This window comes from Nitriliruptor alkaliphilus DSM 45188 (genome assembly GCF_000969705.1).
Taxonomy (GTDB): domain Bacteria; phylum Actinomycetota; class Nitriliruptoria; order Nitriliruptorales; family Nitriliruptoraceae; genus Nitriliruptor; species Nitriliruptor alkaliphilus.
In genome coordinates, this window is the sequence record NZ_KQ033901.1 from 5,483,888 (window position 1) to 5,499,961 (window position 16,074).

General features: G+C 71.6%; 22 protein-coding genes. 13 read left to right on the forward strand and 9 right to left on the reverse strand.

Annotated features, from left to right (window positions below; all coding sequences use genetic code 11):
• Complete coding sequence (locus NITAL_RS25690; protein ID WP_052669070.1) at positions 1–1,008, reverse strand: polysaccharide deacetylase family protein; 1,008 nt, start codon at positions 1,006–1,008, stop codon at positions 1–3.
• A 572-nt stretch (positions 1,009–1,580) separates the two neighbouring features.
• Here NITAL_RS25690 and NITAL_RS25695 point away from each other — a divergent pair.
• The 4 genes from NITAL_RS25695 to NITAL_RS25710 all read left to right on the forward strand — a co-directional run bounded on the left by NITAL_RS25695 (position 1,581) and on the right by NITAL_RS25710 (position 5,181).
• Positions 1,581–2,768, forward strand: coding sequence for a DUF5979 domain-containing protein (locus tag NITAL_RS25695; RefSeq protein ID WP_245617765.1), 1,188 nt, complete (start codon positions 1,581–1,583; stop codon positions 2,766–2,768).
• A gap of 181 nt (positions 2,769–2,949) precedes the next feature.
• Positions 2,950–3,552 (forward strand): hypothetical protein, encoded by a 603-nt coding sequence (locus tag NITAL_RS25700; RefSeq protein WP_052669072.1) that lies wholly within the window; start codon positions 2,950–2,952, stop codon positions 3,550–3,552.
• A 67-nt stretch (positions 3,553–3,619) separates the two neighbouring features.
• Positions 3,620–4,390 (forward strand): lysophospholipid acyltransferase family protein, encoded by a 771-nt coding sequence (locus tag NITAL_RS25705; RefSeq protein ID WP_052669073.1) that lies wholly within the window; start codon positions 3,620–3,622, stop codon positions 4,388–4,390.
• Positions 4,387–5,181, forward strand: coding sequence for an SGNH/GDSL hydrolase family protein (locus NITAL_RS25710; RefSeq protein ID WP_052669074.1), 795 nt, complete (start codon positions 4,387–4,389; stop codon positions 5,179–5,181). Before NITAL_RS25705 ends, NITAL_RS25710 begins: the two co-directional genes overlap by 4 nt.
• Before the next feature lie 25 nt (positions 5,182–5,206).
• On the opposite strand, the gene NITAL_RS28350 is transcribed toward NITAL_RS25710, so the two are convergent.
• Genes NITAL_RS28350 through NITAL_RS25725 form a run of 3 tightly spaced genes read right to left on the reverse strand, consistent with a single transcriptional unit; the run spans position 5,207 to position 7,329 of the window.
• A complete protein-coding gene (locus NITAL_RS28350) occupies positions 5,207–5,710 on the reverse strand; it encodes a GNAT family N-acetyltransferase (RefSeq protein ID WP_211262685.1) in 504 nt (167 codons plus the stop codon).
• 17 nt (positions 5,711–5,727) lie between these two features.
• Positions 5,728–6,693: a PGN_0703 family putative restriction endonuclease gene (locus NITAL_RS28355; RefSeq protein ID WP_052669076.1), complete on the reverse strand. Its 966-nt coding sequence runs from the start codon at positions 6,691–6,693 to the stop codon at positions 5,728–5,730.
• Between the two features lie 48 nt (positions 6,694–6,741).
• Positions 6,742–7,329 (reverse strand): TetR/AcrR family transcriptional regulator, encoded by a 588-nt coding sequence (locus tag NITAL_RS25725; protein WP_052669077.1) that lies wholly within the window; start codon positions 7,327–7,329, stop codon positions 6,742–6,744.
• 44 nt (positions 7,330–7,373) lie between these two features.
• Between NITAL_RS25725 and NITAL_RS25730 the strand changes: the two genes are divergently transcribed.
• The gene (locus NITAL_RS25730; RefSeq protein WP_052669078.1) at positions 7,374–7,805 is read left to right on the forward strand and encodes a PaaI family thioesterase; all 432 of its coding nucleotides are present in this window, start codon (positions 7,374–7,376) and stop codon (positions 7,803–7,805) included.
• Positions 7,806–7,835: 30 nt separating this feature from the next.
• Here the strand turns inward: NITAL_RS25730 and NITAL_RS25735 are convergent, their stop codons facing one another.
• The 3 genes from NITAL_RS25735 to NITAL_RS25745 are packed head-to-tail and all read right to left on the reverse strand — an operon-like array spanning position 7,836 to position 10,142.
• The gene (locus NITAL_RS25735) at positions 7,836–8,744 is read right to left on the reverse strand and encodes a ferredoxin family protein (protein WP_052669079.1); all 909 of its coding nucleotides are present in this window, start codon (positions 8,742–8,744) and stop codon (positions 7,836–7,838) included.
• Complete coding sequence (locus tag NITAL_RS25740) at positions 8,737–9,900, reverse strand: cupin domain-containing protein (RefSeq protein WP_052669080.1); 1,164 nt, start codon at positions 9,898–9,900, stop codon at positions 8,737–8,739. The genes NITAL_RS25735 and NITAL_RS25740 overlap by 8 nt, the downstream gene beginning before the upstream one ends.
• 8 nt (positions 9,901–9,908) lie before the next feature.
• Positions 9,909–10,142 (reverse strand): hypothetical protein, encoded by a 234-nt coding sequence (locus tag NITAL_RS25745; protein WP_052669081.1) that lies wholly within the window; start codon positions 10,140–10,142, stop codon positions 9,909–9,911.
• Between the two features lie 214 nt (positions 10,143–10,356).
• On the opposite strand from NITAL_RS25745, the gene NITAL_RS25750 reads away from it, so the two are divergent.
• Positions 10,357–10,791: a hypothetical protein gene (locus NITAL_RS25750; protein ID WP_052669082.1), complete on the forward strand. Its 435-nt coding sequence runs from the start codon at positions 10,357–10,359 to the stop codon at positions 10,789–10,791.
• Positions 10,792–10,822: 31 nt separating this feature from the next.
• On the opposite strand, the gene NITAL_RS25755 is transcribed toward NITAL_RS25750, so the two are convergent.
• Positions 10,823–11,281: a MaoC family dehydratase gene (locus NITAL_RS25755; protein ID WP_052669083.1), complete on the reverse strand. Its 459-nt coding sequence runs from the start codon at positions 11,279–11,281 to the stop codon at positions 10,823–10,825.
• A gap of 233 nt (positions 11,282–11,514) precedes the next feature.
• On the opposite strand from NITAL_RS25755, the gene NITAL_RS25760 reads away from it, so the two are divergent.
• From NITAL_RS25760 to NITAL_RS25770, 3 genes are all read left to right on the forward strand, one after another.
• The gene (locus NITAL_RS25760) at positions 11,515–11,943 is read left to right on the forward strand and encodes an Hsp20/alpha crystallin family protein (protein ID WP_052669084.1); all 429 of its coding nucleotides are present in this window, start codon (positions 11,515–11,517) and stop codon (positions 11,941–11,943) included.
• Between the two features lie 140 nt (positions 11,944–12,083).
• Positions 12,084–12,482 (forward strand): hypothetical protein, encoded by a 399-nt coding sequence (locus tag NITAL_RS25765; RefSeq protein ID WP_052669085.1) that lies wholly within the window; start codon positions 12,084–12,086, stop codon positions 12,480–12,482.
• Between the two features lie 43 nt (positions 12,483–12,525).
• Positions 12,526–12,981, forward strand: coding sequence for a flavodoxin family protein (locus tag NITAL_RS25770; protein WP_052669086.1), 456 nt, complete (start codon positions 12,526–12,528; stop codon positions 12,979–12,981).
• 9 nt (positions 12,982–12,990) lie between these two features.
• Here the strand turns inward: NITAL_RS25770 and NITAL_RS25775 are convergent, their stop codons facing one another.
• Positions 12,991–13,605 (reverse strand): hypothetical protein, encoded by a 615-nt coding sequence (locus NITAL_RS25775; protein WP_157042111.1) that lies wholly within the window; start codon positions 13,603–13,605, stop codon positions 12,991–12,993.
• Between the two features lie 224 nt (positions 13,606–13,829).
• Between NITAL_RS25775 and NITAL_RS25780 the strand changes: the two genes are divergently transcribed.
• The 4 genes from NITAL_RS25780 to NITAL_RS25800 all read left to right on the forward strand — a co-directional run bounded on the left by NITAL_RS25780 (position 13,830) and on the right by NITAL_RS25800 (position 16,045).
• The gene (locus NITAL_RS25780) at positions 13,830–14,492 is read left to right on the forward strand and encodes a hypothetical protein (RefSeq protein WP_157042112.1); all 663 of its coding nucleotides are present in this window, start codon (positions 13,830–13,832) and stop codon (positions 14,490–14,492) included.
• Entirely contained in the window at positions 14,485–15,234 is a 750-nt protein-coding gene (locus tag NITAL_RS27675) for a hypothetical protein (RefSeq protein WP_157042113.1), read from the forward strand. The genes NITAL_RS25780 and NITAL_RS27675 overlap by 8 nt, the downstream gene beginning before the upstream one ends.
• Entirely contained in the window at positions 15,225–15,410 is a 186-nt protein-coding gene (locus NITAL_RS25795; protein WP_052669091.1) for a hypothetical protein, read from the forward strand. Before NITAL_RS27675 ends, NITAL_RS25795 begins: the two co-directional genes overlap by 10 nt.
• Before the next feature lie 68 nt (positions 15,411–15,478).
• Positions 15,479–16,045 carry a thioredoxin family protein gene (locus NITAL_RS25800; RefSeq protein WP_052669092.1) on the forward strand — a complete coding sequence of 189 codons (567 nt, stop codon included), beginning with the start codon at positions 15,479–15,481 and terminating at the stop codon, positions 16,043–16,045.
• Positions 16,046–16,074: the final 29 nt, after the last annotated feature.

The window sequence follows — 16,074 nt, forward strand, 5'->3', positions numbered from 1 at the left end:
TTACGCCTCCGCCCCGACGTGGTGGTTGTGCCAGTCGAACTCGTCGAGCGTCGCCTCGGCCCCGAGGGCTGCGGCCATCTGGAGGATCGCCGGGCCGAGCACGTCGGCGTCGGACATCCCCTCGATCGGTGTGGTCGCCGCGACCTTCTCGAGGATCGCGGGGGCCGGTGTGTCCGGAACCTCGACGCCCGCGTACTGCGCCCACTTCTGGGTGAAGTTGCGGAACATCCTGGTGGTCACCGGCGGAGGGATGAGGTTGGCCGGGTCGCGCATGGCCTCCTCGAGGGTGACGTACTCGACGCCGAGCTCGTCGTAGGCCTCAAGCACCCGGTCGTAGGTGTCGCCGGCGATCGCGGTCCCGTGGACCAGGGCGATGTGCACCGGGTCGCGGCCGAGGGACGCGCGGGCCGCCGCCACCTGGCCGCGCAGCTGCGACACCGCCGTGTCCACGAACGCGTCCTGCAGGAACGCCTGGTCGTCGGTATTGGCGGCCTTCAGGCTGCGCATGTAGGGGGTCATGAACTGCGCGTCGTAGAACCAGTAGGTCAACGGCGCCGGCGTGTAGCCCGCCTTGGCGAGGTAGGTCTGGACCTCGGCGGTCTTCTCGGGCGTGTCGCCCCACATGTCCATGCAGTAGCGGAAGTAGCGGGACGGTGCCTGGTCGATCCAGCCACCGATCAACGCTTCGGACCGCTCGATGTCCTCGATGTAGGTGGGCGGGTCGACCCAGTTGAGGCTCGAGTGGTAGTGGGTGTGGTTGCCGATGTGGTGGCCGGCTTCACACCAGGCGTCGAGCACCCGCAGCAGGTCCGGGTCGTCGTCGATCGGACGGGTGTTGGAGAAGGCGTAGACCTGCTCGACACCGTGGCGGTCGAAGGCGTCGAGCAGCGACCGCGTGATGGTGTGAGGGCTGTAGCCGTCGGGGAACGGGATGCCGCTCCACTGGTACACGTCGTCGACGGTGATGGCGAGCTTGATCGGGCCGTCGGGCGAGAGCGTCTCCGCCATGGATATGTCCTTCGTTCGTCGGGACCAGACACGAGCGTTCCGCGGCCGGCTCATCACCTGAACGACGCTACGGAGTTCCTCCCGTGGTCAGCATGGCGCGCGACACCACATCTCCCTGGGCGCACCGCCCACCGTTCTCGCCGACGTGCACCCCCTGGGCCACTTCGTGGCGACCGAACACACCGCGCCACATGTACGCACCGTGACGTGCATCGCACGCTCTGCACATCGTGCTCGGACGACGCACGGACATCTTCCTCGGCGTGCCCGAGGCAAGTTACGTCAGGTTCTGACGTGCGGCCGGGAGCTCGGCCATCGGGGCTAGCACGGGGGACGCGAGGCCCGGGACTCCAGCCGACGCGGACGGGGCACGCGACGACCCCGAGCCGAAGCAGCGGTCGCCCGGGTGGGCACGGGACGGAGCCCCACCGACGGCTCGGACAGCGAGTGGCGAGACCGGACCCCGGAACCGGATGAGCAACACGCCCGGATCCTCGGGCGACCGAGCCTTCGGAGGTTCCCTCATGCGACGAACGAGACGACGCACGGCGAGCGTCGTAGCCACCGTGGCGATGGTGCTGGCGCTCGCGCCCGCCCTCGCGGTGGCCGACGATACGGACAACGGCGCGAACGGCGTCGTGCACTGGGAGGGACACGGCAGTGAGGAGCTGCCCTGCCCCGGCGGCATCCACTGGATCTTCACCGCGGGTGACGTCGAGTCGGCCACCTTGACCTTCAACGGCGTCACCTACGAGCCCACCAAGCACGTGGGGGCGATCCACTTCGAGACGCCGGGAGCGACGACCGCCGATGAGATCGATGCGTTCGTCACTTACACCGGCGAGAGCCAACAGGGTCAGATGATCCTGACGATCTCCAACTGTCTCGAGGTGCCGGAGCCCGAGGTCGGTGACCTGCAGGTGGTCAAGACCGTGGAGGGTGATGACGCGCCGGAGGGCGTGACGTTCGGTTTCACGGTGGTGTGTGAGGACGGGACCGATGAGTCGTTCACGCTGGCGGGTGGTGCGTCGGAGACGATCCTCGGGATCACCGCGGGTGTCGAGTGCACGGTGACCGAGACCGACACCGGTGGCGCGGACACGGTCATGGTCGATGGTGTTGAGGGGGTCAGCACGACGGTGGTGATCGTGGCCGACCAGATGGCCACGGTGACCTTCACCAACGTGTTCGACGACGAGGTGGTGCCCGAGGTCGGTGCGCTGCAGGTGGTCAAGACCGTGGAGGGTGATGACGCGCCGGAGGGCGTGACGTTCGGTTTCACGGTGGTGTGTGAGGACGGGACCGATGAGTCGTTCACGCTGGCGGGTGGTGCGTCGGAGACGATCCTCGGGATCACCGCGGGTGTCGAGTGCACGGTGACCGAGACCGACACCGGTGGCGCGGACACCGTGATGGTCGATGGTGTCGAGGGCGACAGCACGACGGTGGTGATCGTGGCTGACCAGGTGCTGGACGTGGCGTTCACCAACATCTGGGAGGACATCGGCGTCCTGCCCGGTGCTGAGGTCGCCCCGACAGGTCCGGCGGTCGTGCCGACCGCGCCGGCCGCACCGGCGGTCCCGACCGAGGTGCTCGGTGTCGCCCAGCGTGCCGGGGTCGCACCTGCCGTCGGCGCCCTGGCGGTCACCGGGGCGGACACAGGGGCCGCGCTCGTCCTCGGGCTGCTGACCCTGCTCCTCGGTGCTGCGCTGCTGAGCGCGGGCCGATCAGCAGGTCGGGGGAGGGGACGGACCGGCTGAGCCTCTCCGACCAGGTCGGTCATCCGGGCCCAGGGGGCGCGCAACGGCGTCGCGCCCCCTGGGCCCTCGCCCGACGCCACCACCACCTGCCCGAGCGGCACCGGGCGCGTAGGCTGGTGACGGGGAGGGCGACGGTTGAACGACCTCGATCGGTCGTCCCGGGTACCGATGGAGAGCACGCGTGGAGAGCCCTGGCCGCACGCTTTGCAGCACCTGCTACCGCGACCTCGGGCCTGGACGGTTCGACGACGCCACCGGCGTCTGGTTGTACGAGTGCGAGCAGTGCCCCGGCGTCGACGGACCGCTGACGGTGGAGGTGCCCGACCCCGACGGACCCACCGGTCTCCTCGGTGAGTTCGGTGTCCCCGACGCGATCAGGCAAGCGCTCGGCCGCTACCCCGGCCGCTGGCTGGAGTTCGGGGTCGTCGAGCACCTCTACGCGCAGGTCGCCCCCGACACCTACCGCGCCCTGGTGGAGCGGTTCGGGCACCGCGCGATCGAGGAGGCCACCAACACCACGGCCTCCTGGCTGCTCGGCCGCGCGCTGTGGCAGTTGAAGCGTGACCACGAGGTGCTGGTCATGGGCATGCCGCACGGGACCGGCCGATGGGGCTACCTCCGGCCGTGTCACGCGTGGTCGCTGCCAGGTGGCTCCGAGAACGCCACCGTCGTCACCTGGGAAGCGTTCGCGGCTGAGCACGGCTTCGATCCGCTGACCCAGCCGGCGATCGACTGGCGGGGGTCGCCCGACCGTGAGCCTGCCACCCTGGACGCCCCCGAGTGACGCGCAGCCGAGCGCGACCGGCTGCGCCGCCTGGCAAGCTTCGCCCGCCCCCGACCGACGAAGGATCATGGACCTGTACTCGCCGCTGGCAGCGACGTTCCGGCTCGGGTGGCGAGCCCTGTCCTTGGACGTGCGCAGCACCGGGCACCACCACATCCCGGCGCGTGGGCCGGCCATCCTCGCCAGCAACCACGTCGGCTACCTCGACTTCAACTTCGTCGCGCTCGCGCCGCCGAAGCCCCGCCGCCAGGTCAGGTTCCTCATCCGCCACGACGTGTACGAGAACAAGCTCGTGGGTGCAGCCCTCCACGAGCTGCGCCAGATCCCGGTCGACGTCCACGGCGACCCGTCGTCCGGGCTGCGACACGCCGAGGTAGCACTGCGCGACGGCGAGGTGGTGGGGATCCACCCCGAGGGCACCATCAGTCCGTCCTTCGTTCCTCGTCCCGGCCGGACCGGTGCGGTCCGGTTGGCGCAGGCGACGGGGGCACCGATCGTCCCCGTCGCGGTATGGGGCAGCCAGCGGCTGCTGACCAAGTGGCGGCCGCGGCGGCTGACCCGCGGTATCGCGGTCGAGGTCCACTACGGCGAGCCGTTCGCCCCGGCGCCCGAGGCCGACCCCTCGGACGCGACCCGTGAGCTGATGATGCGCATCGAGGCGCTGCTGACCGTGGCGCAGGCGCGCTACCCGCAGCAGCCGGGACCGCCGCCCGACGACTGGTGGGTGCCCTCGCACCTCGGCGGCTCGGCACCGACGCCGAGCGAGGTCGAGGTGCGGCTCAAGGAGCAGGCGGAGGAACGACGCCGGCGGGCACTCGGCGGCGGGTTCACGCTGTGAGGCGCTTCGACCGGTTCGTCGCGCTCGGCGACTCGTTCACCGAGGGGCTGCACGACCGGCTCGGGCCCGACGGCCGACACGTCGGCTGGGCCGACCGGGTCGCTGCCAGCCTCGCCACCAGCGGAAGTGGACTGCACTACGCCAACCTCGCCGTGCGAGGCCGACTGCTCGCCGAGGTGGTCGCGGAGCAGGTCCCGGTCGCCGCTGCGCTGGAACCGGATCTGGTGTCGTTCCACGCCGGCGGCAACGACGTGCTGCGCCCCGGCGTCGACCTCGACAGCCTCGCCGCGCCGTACGACGCGGCCGTGGCTTCGCTGCGCGCCACCGGTGCCGAGGTGCTGCTGTTCACGGTGCTGGAACGCGCCGGAGGGACCGGCCGCCTCGCCGATGGACTCGCCAGACGGATCGCTGCCTTCAACGGCCGGGTGGTGCGCCCGAGCGCGCAGCGGCACGGGGCGATCCTGGTCGACCTGGCCGCGGTCCGGGCGCTGCACGACCGACGGTTGTGGCACGAGGACCGGCTGCACCTCGCCGCGGAGGGTCACCGGCGGGTCGGAGCCGCCGTGCTCGAGGCGCTCGGCGTCGAGGACGAGGCGGTGCTCGATGGACCGGCGGGGTGGTGGCGTGTGCCGCTGCCGGCCGCGCCCCGAGCGACGTTCGCGGGCACCGTGGCGGGGGAGGCGCGGTGGGTCAGCCGCCACCTGCTGCCCTGGGTGGGGCGGCGCCTGCGCGGTGTCTCCAGCGGTGACGCGGTGACGTGCAAACGCCCCGAACTCAGCCCGCCGGCCTGACCCGAGGACGATCGCGACCGGGTGCTCAGAGCGCGATCGCGTACCGCGTATGTGGCGCCTCGGCCCCACCGACCAGCTCGACCCTGGTGTGGCCGTCGGTGCGCCAGCCGTGACGTTCGTAGAAGGCCCGGGTGCGGGTGTTGGCCGACAGGACCCAGAGCGTGGCCGTGGTCCAGCCGCGCTGGCGGAGCTGCTCGGTCCCGGCGGCGAGCAGGTCGGTCCCGATGCCAGCTGCCCAGTGGTCCGGGTCGACGTAGATGGCGTGGACCTCCCCGCGGCGGTCGCCAGCGTCCTCGTCGCGTGACGCGCCGACCGCGACGAAACCCACCACCCTCTCCGGGGCACCCGCGGTGTCGCTCACCGCGAGCAGGACGCTCGGCCCGTCACGCGTCGCGAGGATCTCGCGCCACCCGTCCGCGCGCTGGCCGGTGTCGAGGTGATCGAGCACCTGGTCGGGCAGCAGGCCGCGGTAGGCGATCTGCCACGTCCGCGTGTGGACGGACGAGACGGGGCCGGCGTCGGCGCTCACGGCCGGGCGGATGGTGATCACGTGCCGGAGCCGCCGGCTGCGTCGGCACGGCGGTAGTCGAGGTAGCGGTGGTGGAAGGCGTCGACCCACGGTGCACCGCTGGTCAGCTGCAGGGCCGCCACCACCTCCTCCAGGGAGGTCCGTTGGAACGTCCGGCTGCCGAGCAGACGGCGCCGGTAGGCGTCGACGACCCGGTAGCTGGCGGCGTTCGCGACCGGGTGCAGGAACACCAGCAGCCCGTTGCCGGACCAACGGTCCGGGTCCGACTGGAGCACCGACAACGCCAACAGGTGGTCGAACCAGACCTGCTGGAGCGGCGGTTCTCGGAGCGCCGGAAGGGCACCGTCGACGAACAGCCCGGACGCCCGGGCGACCTCCTCGGCCTGCGGCTGGTTCCTGACCGGCGCTACCTCGAGGTTCTCGTGGTAGGTCACGGTGAAGCCGATGAAGCCGGCGCGACCACCGGGGACGGTGTGCTCGAGGTAGACGTCGAAGGCGCTGTGATCCTCGAGGCGCTGGCGCGCTGCGAGCTGCGGTGCGTGCTCGAACTCGATCCGGGTGACCTGCTGGACCCGGTCGGGCCACAGGTGCCGGGTCCACGCCGATGCCGTGTCGAGGTCGGCCTTCAGCTCGCCGAAGAGGTTGAACGCCAGTGGCTGGCTCGCCAGCAGGTCGGTGTACAGCTGGGGGACCGCCAGCGCCTCGCCCTCCGACACCGCCTCGGCGACCAGTTCGGCGCGGACGACCTCGCGGATCGTCGGGGTCAGGAAGTTGCCCAGGTGCCGTTCGGCGTGAGGCAGCCCGATCCGTGAGCCGAGCGGCCGAGCGTCCGCCCCGCCGCGGGGATGGACCCCGATGGGCAGGCCCTGCTCCTCGCGCCACAACGCCTGGAGCAGCCGCAGCCGTCGCTGCCAGGGCCGGTCGCTGCCCACCCGCACGTGGTGCTCAGCGAGCAGCTCCGCGTCGACCGTGGTCGTGCTCACGGCTGCCTCCCCGAGTCGTTCCCCGGCGAGCTTCGCAGGTCGCCGTCCTCAGCGCTGCTGTTCGGGGGTGCAGAGCGAGCGGACCGCTGCCTCGGCGAGCACCTCGATCTCCGCTTCGTCCGGCTCGGCGGCGCGACCTCGGACCCACAGCCGGCACCGCTCCTGCGCCGGACCGAGCCACAGCGCGTAGGCCGTGGCCACGTCCAGCTCACGCACGGCTCCGTAGCGGACGTGAGGCCTGAGCCAGGCGAGGACGCGGCGGAGGAACACCGCGTTGGCGGCTGCGACCTCCTCGCCACCGAGCTGCGACGACGTCGGCCCCGGCTCCTCGAGCAGGAAGCGCGCTGCGTCCGGACGAGCGGTGCACCAGCCCACGTGGAACCGGACCACCTCGGCGACGCCGACCACGGGGTCGTCCTGGTCGTCGAGGACGGCGAGGAACCCGGCGTGGTAGTCGTCGAGCAGCCAGCCGTGGACCGCGGCGATGAGCCCCTGCCGGTCACCGAAGTGGTGGTAGAGGCTGCCCGTGCTGGCACCCGACGCGGCGCGCACCGCGTCGATCGTCGTCGCGGCCACGCCGCGCTCGACGAAGCAGGCGAGGGCGGCCTCGAGGATCCGGGTGCGAGTGTCGGTCATGGAGAGATAGTCTAGTGCAGTAGAAGACTTCTCTAGGAGCTCCGGTGCGGCCGACCACCTCGACCACCCCGGCGAGCCTGCAGCTCGCCGACGCCAAGGCCGTGCTGGCCGCACAACCGTTCAGCCGACTGGTCGGTGCCCAGCTGACCGCGTTCGGCGACGGTCGGGCCGAGCTGCGGGTCCCGCTCGCCGAGCACCACCGGCAGCAGGACGGCGTCGTGCACGGCGGGGTGCTGAGCTACGCGGCCGACAACGTGCTGACCTTCGCCGCGGGTGCCGCGGTGGGGCCGGCCGTCTTCACCGCCGGGTTCACCATCTCCTACCTGTCGCCAGCCCGGGGTGACGAGCTGATCGCCCGCGCCGAGGTCGTGCGAGCCGGTGCCCGTCTGGTGACGGTCAACGCCGAGCTGTTCGACCAGCGCGACGACGATGAACACCTCTGCGCCGTCGCACAGGGCACCGTCGCGCGCCGCTGAACACCCTGCCTCGCGGCGACCAGGCAGCGGTCAGCTGACCGCGATCTCGATCAGCTCGTGGACCGGGGCCCGGACCGGGACGCCGCGGCAGGTCAGCTGCCGTTCGTCGTCCTCGAGCCGGCGCCGCACCGAGACCGTCACCCGGTGGCCGTCGCGCCGCACGAACGTCGCGTCGGTCCGGTCGCCGTCCCGTTGGCTGGCGACCCAACGCAGGTCGTCCTCACGGGTGAGTCCGAACTCGCGCCGCGCGAACGCCTCGGCGGACTGGACGAGGAACGGCAGCGACGATCGGCCCCGCCACCGGTCGAGGTCGACGGCACCGCCGTCGTGGGCGCGGACGACCGCGGCGGCGACCTCGGGGTCGAGGTGGCCGTAGAACACGCCGGATGGCAGGCACACGAGGTTGCCGGCGAAGCGGTCACCGCCGATGTGCGAGCACTCCCACAACCGGTCCCCGAGGTGCGGCACCAACGCGTCGACGACGGGTCGGCCGAGCTCGGCGCAGCACGCGTCGTGTCTGCCGTTGGTGCACACGAGGTAGAACGGCGCATCGACCGGCGTGCCGCCGCACGAGCGGTCGCCGGCCAGCCCGGCGAGGTCGACGTCGAACAGGTCCTCGGGTGTGGTGAGGTCGAACCGCTCGAACCACCCGCCCGTCGGCGTCGATACCCCGACCAGCAGCGCCCGCGCGGTCGGTACGTCCCGCGCAGCCCGACGGCCGGTCCCGCCCGGGCGACGCACGAGTAGGACGCGGGCGGGGGTGCTCGCCGCCAGGAGGGTCAGCTGCGCCGCGATCCGGGGAGGCAGCGTCGCGTCCGACAGCACGTCTTCACCCCACCCGCCGGGGTGCTCGAACAGGATCCAGCGGCGCGCCCGGGATGCCGTGCCGTGGAGCGCCTCGCCGTGGTGCATGGAGCGGGCGGCGCAGCCGTCACGCACCGTCGGTCCCGCGTGCGAACGTCAGGAGTCCCTCCTGGACCATGCGCCGGCACAGCACGAGACGGCTGGGCTCGTCGGCGACGTCGTCGAGGTCCTTCGGCACGAGAACGGTCAGGGAACCGAGGCGCCGGACCGCCTCCTCGGCCGCCAGGGGCAGGTGCAGTTCACGGTCCCCGAGCTGGACCCGGACCACCTCGTCGTCGGTGCGGACCCGGAAGGTGGCGTGTGGGCGGCGACACAGCGGCGTCGTGTCGTCGAGCTGGTCGAGCTCCAGCACGTCGCGCAGGCCGCCGTTCAGGTCCGGCGCGCGGTGGGACCAGAACGCGTCGGCCGAGGCTTCCAACGGCGGCACCGCGTCCGCGCGGGCCAGTCGGACGGCGAGGTCCCGCAGGTGCCCCGTCAGTGCCTCGGCGTGCCGAGCCGGATCGTCGGCCCAACCCGCCGGCAGCGGGGCGTCCAGCTGCGGCTCGGCGAGCACGTCGTCGACCGCGCGGCGGAGCACGTCGCGCCAGGTGGTGGTCCGCACACCGATGGTCAGGTGCAGCGACGGTCGGTCCAGCGTCTGGGCGGCGTGCCGCGCCCCAGCAGGCAGGTAGAGCACGTCTCCGGCCCGCACTTCGAGATCCCAAGGCTCGGACCCGTCGGGCGGGTGCACCACCCACCGTTTCACCCCGTGGGTCTGGATCGCGAACACGTCGTGGGGGTCGGCATGCAGGTCCAGGCCCTGCGCGACGGGCGGGGTGAGGTAGGCGTTGGCCTGGACCGGATGGGTAAGGCTGACCTCGAGGGAGCGGCACAGCTCGGCGACCGGCGCGAACGAGCGGTGCAGGCCCTGCAGGACGATGCTGGCCCCCGCTGCGAACTCGCGGTGCACCGCCTGGACGTCCACGAGGTCCGAGACGGGCCGCGATCCGATCCGCACCGACCGGGTCACCGCCGAACGGGGCAGCGTCCGGCCGTCGCGGACGAGCCGGAACGACGGCGCCCGGAGGCCCGTCGCCGCGACCAGCCGGTCGACGTCGTCCAGGCTCAGCAGCCCGTCGAAGGCCGCCGCATCGCCGGTCCGGACGTGGAGCGGGGCACGGCCGAAGCGCTCGTCGAGGAACCGGTCGGCATCACCGACCAGTCGGGTCAGCGCTGACGCGCGGTCCGCCATGCCCGAGCTCAGGCGTCGGTCCCGTCGGCGTCGGCACCGTCGCTGTCGGCGGCATCGCCGTCGGTCGTGTCCGTCGCGTCACCGTCGCCGGCGTCGCCGTCCCCCGCGTCGGTGCCGTCGGCGTCACCGGCGTCGCCGTCCGCGGTGTCGGTCGCGTCGCCGTCGGCCGTGTCGGCGGTGATGGTCGCGCCACCCACGGGCGCCACGGTGATGTCCTCGTCGGTCAGTCCCTCGACACGCACGCTCGCTCCTTCCTCTGTCGGGTCCGCCGGCGCGCCGCCGGCATCGCCTCCGACCCTACGCCCGAGGGGCCTCGTCCGCAGCCGCGTGACGGCCAGCTGGCCGGGTGCGCGGCGACACGGGTCGTGGCTTCGTTCCTGCTCGAAGCGGCCGGTCGCCCTTCCCCTCGCCGGGGGAGGTACGTACGGTCGGTCGCGACCGACAGGAAGGTGCGAGGTGCGCCGATACCTCGTCGTTGCCAACCAGACGCTCGGCGGCGAGCAGTTGATGGAGCGGCTGCGGTCGTGCGTCGCCGAAGGCCCGTGCGCGGTCCACGTCGTCGTCCCGGCCAGCGCCGATCCGACGGTGGCGTTCCACGACGAGTTCAGCGACCGCAAGCTCGCCAAGAGCCGGTTGGGTGAGGCGCTGAAGCGGTTCGAGGCGCTCGGTGTCGAGGTGACCGGCGAGGTCGGCGACCACCGGCCCGTCGACGCCGTGCTCGACGTGCTGCGTCGAGGCGTCGAGGTCGACGAGGTCATCGTCTCGACGCTGCCGGCCGGCGTGTCGCGCTGGTTGCGACTCGATGCCGTCAGCCGGATCGAACGGGCGGTCGAGGTCCCCGTCACCCACATCGAGACCGTGGACACGTCGGTCGGAGCGACCGGCAGCTGACGCCAGCCTGAGGATCCGGGCCGGCGTGCCGTCAGGTGGGGAGCAGTCCGAGCCACGCCGCCACCACGGCGGGGCGGTCCCGGCCTTCGATCTCGACGGTGACCTCGAGGGTCACGACCCTGGCGCCGTCGTCGCGGGGGCGCAGGTCGGCCAACTGGAGGTGTGCGCGGATCCGTTCGCCGGCACGGACCGGGTGGACGAACCGGACGCGATCGAAGCCGTAGTTCAGCGCGTACGCCAGCCCGACGTCCGCGGTGGCGCGCACCACCTGCTCCTGCATGCGCACGAGGTTGCCGATCAGCAGCGAGCCCTGCGCGATCGGCGCCCCGAACGGTCCTTCCCGGGTCGCCCGGTCCACGTCGTTGTGGATCCAGTCGCGATCACCCGTCGTGTCGGCGTGCGCGTCGATCATGCCTTGGTCGATGGTCACCCAGTCGCTCGTCCCGAGCGAGGTGCCCACCTCCAGCCCGCCGAACCCGTCCGCCGACATCGGCACCCTCCGGTGGTCGCGCCGGCTGGAAGCTAGACCAACCAGCGTGCGAGGACGCGACGCGATGGTCGACCGCAGGCCTGCGTCGGGCCGGCGCAACCTCGCTGCGTCGGGGCGGCGACACCCAGGAAGCGCCGGGGAGGGCGGCTCGTTGACGAGGGTGGATCGTCCGCGCGGGGCACCGTGCGGCGACCGACCTGACACCGATCGACCGATCCTGGAGGTGACTGTTCATGCTGATGCGTTGGGATCCGTTCCGTGACATCGACCGTGTGGCGGCGTCGCTCCTGGGAGACGAGCCGTCGTCCCGCACGATGGCCATGGACGCCTACCGGCAGGGTGACGAGCTGCGCATCGACCTCGACCTTCCCGGCATCGACCCCGAGTCGATCGAGCTGACGGTCGAGCGCAACGTGCTGAGCATCTCGGCTCGGCGCAGCGTCGACCGCTCGGGCGTCGACCAGTTGATCGTCAGCGAGCGTCCGCAGGGGGTGTTCACGCGGCAGGTCTTCCTCGGTGACAGCCTCGACGCAGACGCGCTGGAGGCCGCCTACGACCACGGCGTGCTGAGCATCAAGGTCCCGGTCCTGGAATCGGCCAAGCCGCGTCGTATCCCGGTGACCGTGGACAGCGGCGAGCGGGCGGCGATCGAGGCCGGCTGAGCGTCGCGGCTTCCCCGGAGGGCCAGCTCGATGAGCTGGCCCTCTGTTCGTGCACCGAAGGGCGTGCGGCACCGCACCACGGCTGGGTTGCGTCGTCGCGCCTCGCCGGCTCGCATGGCGGTACCCGAGGATGGACGTGGATGAGCGAGATCCTGATGCGTGACGTCACCCGGGTGGGACGCGAACTCGGCCGCAGCCACCTCGCCGATCTGCCGGTGAGGGCGACCGTCGGCGACCTGCTCGAGACCCGGATCCGCCGCGAGGTGGCGGCCTACAACCGTGCCCCCGGCCCGGTGTTCGTCGGGCTGGTGCAGCCGCACGACGCGATCCGTCACAGCGACGGGTTCCGCATGCGCTCACCTCGCCTGCTCGACGGGGATGCGGCGGTCAGCGCGGCGCGAGGTGCGGTCACAGCGGGGATGCTCGCCTTCCAGCTCGGAGATGTGCGCGTCACCGACCTCGAGCAGGTCGTCGACGTGGATGCTCACGACGAGATCCTCGCGGTGCTCGAACGCCCCGTGGTCGCCGCGGAAGCCTGATCCCCACGACCGGCGAGACGACGTAGCGACCGAGGAGCGGTCAATGCCGAGACTGTTGATCGTCCACCACACCCCGTCGCCGAGCACGGCGAGCCTGCTGGAAGCGGTCGTGGACGGCGCCACCGACGACGCCATCGAGGGGGTCGAGGTGGTCACCCGGCCCGCTCTGACCTGCCCGGACGTGGACGTGCTCGAAGCGGATGCGTACGTCCTCGGGACACCGGCCAACATCGGGTACATGTCCGGGGCGCTCAAGCACTTCTTCGACCGCGTCTACTACCCGTGTCTGCACACGACGCAGCGCCGTCCCTACGGGCTGTTCGTGCACGGCAACGAGGACACCGAGGGTGCGGTCCGGGCGGTTTCCGCGATCGCCAAGGGCCTCGGGTGGGAGCCTGCGCGGGCCCCGGTCACGGTCCTCGGCTCGCCGGAACGTGCGGACCTCGAGGCGTGCTGGGAGCTCGGCGCGACCGTCGCCGCGGGACTGACCATCCGCTAGTTCGCGGCGTCAGTCCTCGTCAGGTCTTCCGAACCAGGGGCTCGGTTCCACGTCCACCTGGTTGTGCGGCGTGCCGTCGATCTCGCCCGGGGTGATCGAGATCCCCGCCGGGTCCTCGCAGACCGCGAGCTCCCACAGGCGTAGCTCCGCCATGACCTCGGTCATCCAGTCGATCTCGGTCAGCACCTCGGCCACTCGCTCGACGGGCAGGTCGGTGTTGGCGGCACGGTGGGTCCCCAGCTCCTCGGCGAGGGACCGAGCCGTGGCCCCCAACCACCTGAGATCGCCTGCTCGGCTGACGTCACGCGGACTTCCGAGCGCTTCGATCTGCGGCGCTAGTTCCTCGAGCAGTGCGCCGTGGTCGCGAAGGTGTGCCTCGAACCTGTCGGCGTCGTCGAGGTCGGCGTAGTCGGATTCCCCCGCGACCACGCGGGCCGCGGTGGCGCACGCCAGATCGATGGCCTGGGTCTGGTCCTCGACGTGTGGTGTGGGGTCGCCGGCGGCGGTGGCTGCCGGATCCGACGCCGCCGGGGTCGCGGTAGCGCTGGGCGCGGCGTCTCCAGGTCGCAGGTCGCCTCCGGTGTCGCATCCGAGCGAACCCAGGCAGAGCGCGAGGGCGATCATCAGCGGACGTCGCTCGGTCGTCGCGGGTCGCACATCGGTCCAATCGTCGGTGAACGGTGAGCCTGCCTCGGGACCACGAGGCGACCGAGACGGACCGCTGTTGGCCTGTGGAGAACGGGCGCGCCGGTGCTCGTCCACAGGCGCTCGAACCTGCCGGTGACCGGCGGTCGACCGGTGACTAGCCTGGCTGGCGGCCGACAGGTCCCGACGGGGGGAGTGGTCCGGTGCGTACGCGGCACGTGGTGGCTGTGGCCGCGGTCGTGGGTGTGGTGGTGGCGGGGTGTTCCGGCGATGACGGTGCCCTCGATCTGACCGACGACGACGGCACGGCGGCGCCGGTCGAGACCGAACCACCGGTCGAGGTCACCGAGGACCCCGACCCGCCGCCACCCGACGACGACGAGGAGCCGCTCTACCCACCCCTGCCTCCTTTGGAGCCCGACCCGGACTCCGACATCCCCGTTGACGAACAGCAGGCGTTCCTCGACCTGCACGCACGGGTCTACGAGGCGACGCAGCAAGCCTTCGCGGATATCGACTACGACCTGGATCAGTTGGAGCGAGTCCTCGCGGGGGCGGCACTCGACGAGGCCCGGGCGACTGCAGACAGGTTCCGGGCCGAGGGCCGGGTCTCACTGTCCCCGGATGCTGAGGTCGCCTGGGTTCGGGTGGTCGAGGCGAGCGGTGGTCCCGGGATCGTGGAGGAGTGTCGCCGGTACGGACCGCGGACCGGCCTCTACGACGTCGCGACAGGCGAGCTCGTCGAAGCTGTCGAGGTCACCGACGTCATCCTGGAGGTCCGCTACGACGTGGTGATGGTCGATGAGCGCCTCGAGACGTACGCGGTCGAGGTCGGCGGGCGGTCGGGGGAGGACGGCTGTGCGTGAGGTCCACCACGCGAAGGGCGTCGCTTCTGTGAAGGGCATCCTCGTCGGTTCACTTCTCGTGCTCGCATCGGCCCCTGGTGTCGCTGCGCAGGAGAGCGATCCAACGGACGACGAGGAACCGCGGAGCCCGTGCTCCGGGTTCGCCACCGCCTGTGGAGGGGCGGTCATCGAGCGTGAGGGCGTCCAGCTCGAGGTGAGGGTCCCTGACGATGTCGAGGGGCTGGTGGAGTTCGCTCGCGTCCACCCGCCACGGCCTTGTACATACCGAGCTGTGCCGCCCTCCTTCGACCCGCAGGTCGATGTCGCGATCACGGCAGGCGTCCCGGCCGGTGCTGTCTACTTCATCCGCGACTGTGGTGACGGAGAGCAGTGGCGGTGGTACGTGCCGGGTTCACCGTTCACCAACGATGAGAACGTCCTAGGGATGATCGGCGAAGCCTTCAGGCGCCTGGAGCCGCCGGTGCCGGGGTTGGTGACTGCGCCGCCGTTGGGGTCGGAGGTGTTGACGGGGTTCCCGATGTACTTGGCGGTGGATGAGGGGGCGTTCGAGGGGTTGTCGGGGTCGGTGTCGGCGGGGCAGTTCACGGTGACGGCGTGGGTGGTGCCGGTGTCGAGCCGGTTCGTGCCGGGGGATGGGTCCGAGCCGCGGGTGTGTGAGGGGCGGGGGAGTGTGTGGTCGGCGGGTTTGCGGCCGTCGGCGTGGGATGCACGCACACGTTCACGCACACGCCGGTGCATCTGAACGGTGAGGGTGAGGTGTTCGAGGTGTCGGCGCGGGTGGTGTACGAGGCGTGGTACACCGTGGAGGGTCCGGTGTTGGCGGGGGAGTTCGAGTTGGGCAGTTTCGAGGGGCCGCAGGTGGTGGTGGAGGTGCCGGTGATCGAGCGTCGTGCGGTGCGGACCACCGCCGGAAGCTGACCGGGCAGGATCCGGCGCCACCCACGATGCCACCCACGACCGATGACGCAGGAGAGAGGACGAGAACGATGGCCGCGAACTCCACGATGCTCGAGCTCGGGACCGAGGCCCCGGACTTCGCCCTGCCCGACGTCACCGACGGCATGACCGTCACGCGCGACGACCTCGACGGTGACATCCTCGTGGTGATGTTCCTCTGCCGCCACTGCCCCTACGTGGTGCACACCCAGGACGCCATCGCGGCCCTCGCCGCCAGCTACGCCGACGACGGGCGGGTCTCGTTCGTCGCGATCGCCGCCAACGACCCTGACCGACAGCCGGACGACCACCCGGACCGGCTCGCGGAGCAGAAGCGGGACGTCGGCTTCCCCTTCCCGTACCTGTTCGACGGCAGCCAGCGCATCGCCCTCGCCTACGGCGCGGCATGCACCCCCGACACCTTCGTGTTCGACCGCGAGCGCCGGCTTGCCTACCGGGGCCGGATCGACGCGACACGACCCGGCGGTCCGCCCGCCACCGGTGACGAGCTACGGGCTGCCATCGACCGGCTGCTCACCGGCGACCGTCCCGACGAGCACCAGTGGCCCGCGGTCGGCTGCTCCATCAAGTGGCGCCCCGAGAACGACCCGAACTGACCGGGCGGCACCGACCGGACTGGACAGCG

Coding starts and splice junctions, on each gene's coding strand:
- NITAL_RS25690 (WP_052669070.1), bottom strand. CDS start 1,008: ATGGCGGAGACGCTCTCGCCCGACGGCCCGATCAAGCTCGCCATCACC.
- NITAL_RS25695 (WP_245617765.1), top strand. CDS start 1,581: ATGGTGCTGGCGCTCGCGCCCGCCCTCGCGGTGGCCGACGATACGGAC.
- NITAL_RS25705 (WP_052669073.1), top strand. CDS start 3,620: ATGGACCTGTACTCGCCGCTGGCAGCGACGTTCCGGCTCGGGTGGCGA.
- NITAL_RS25725 (WP_052669077.1), bottom strand. CDS start 7,329: ATGACCGACACTCGCACCCGGATCCTCGAGGCCGCCCTCGCCTGCTTC.
- NITAL_RS25740 (WP_052669080.1), bottom strand. CDS start 9,900: ATGGCGGACCGCGCGTCAGCGCTGACCCGACTGGTCGGTGATGCCGAC.
- NITAL_RS25755 (WP_052669083.1), bottom strand. CDS start 11,281: ATGTCGGCGGACGGGTTCGGCGGGCTGGAGGTGGGCACCTCGCTCGGG.
- NITAL_RS25760 (WP_052669084.1), top strand. CDS start 11,515: ATGCTGATGCGTTGGGATCCGTTCCGTGACATCGACCGTGTGGCGGCG.
- NITAL_RS25765 (WP_052669085.1), top strand. CDS start 12,084: ATGAGCGAGATCCTGATGCGTGACGTCACCCGGGTGGGACGCGAACTC.
- NITAL_RS25770 (WP_052669086.1), top strand. CDS start 12,526: ATGCCGAGACTGTTGATCGTCCACCACACCCCGTCGCCGAGCACGGCG.
- NITAL_RS25775 (WP_157042111.1), bottom strand. CDS start 13,605: ATGATCGCCCTCGCGCTCTGCCTGGGTTCGCTCGGATGCGACACCGGA.
- NITAL_RS25800 (WP_052669092.1), top strand. CDS start 15,479: ATGGCCGCGAACTCCACGATGCTCGAGCTCGGGACCGAGGCCCCGGAC.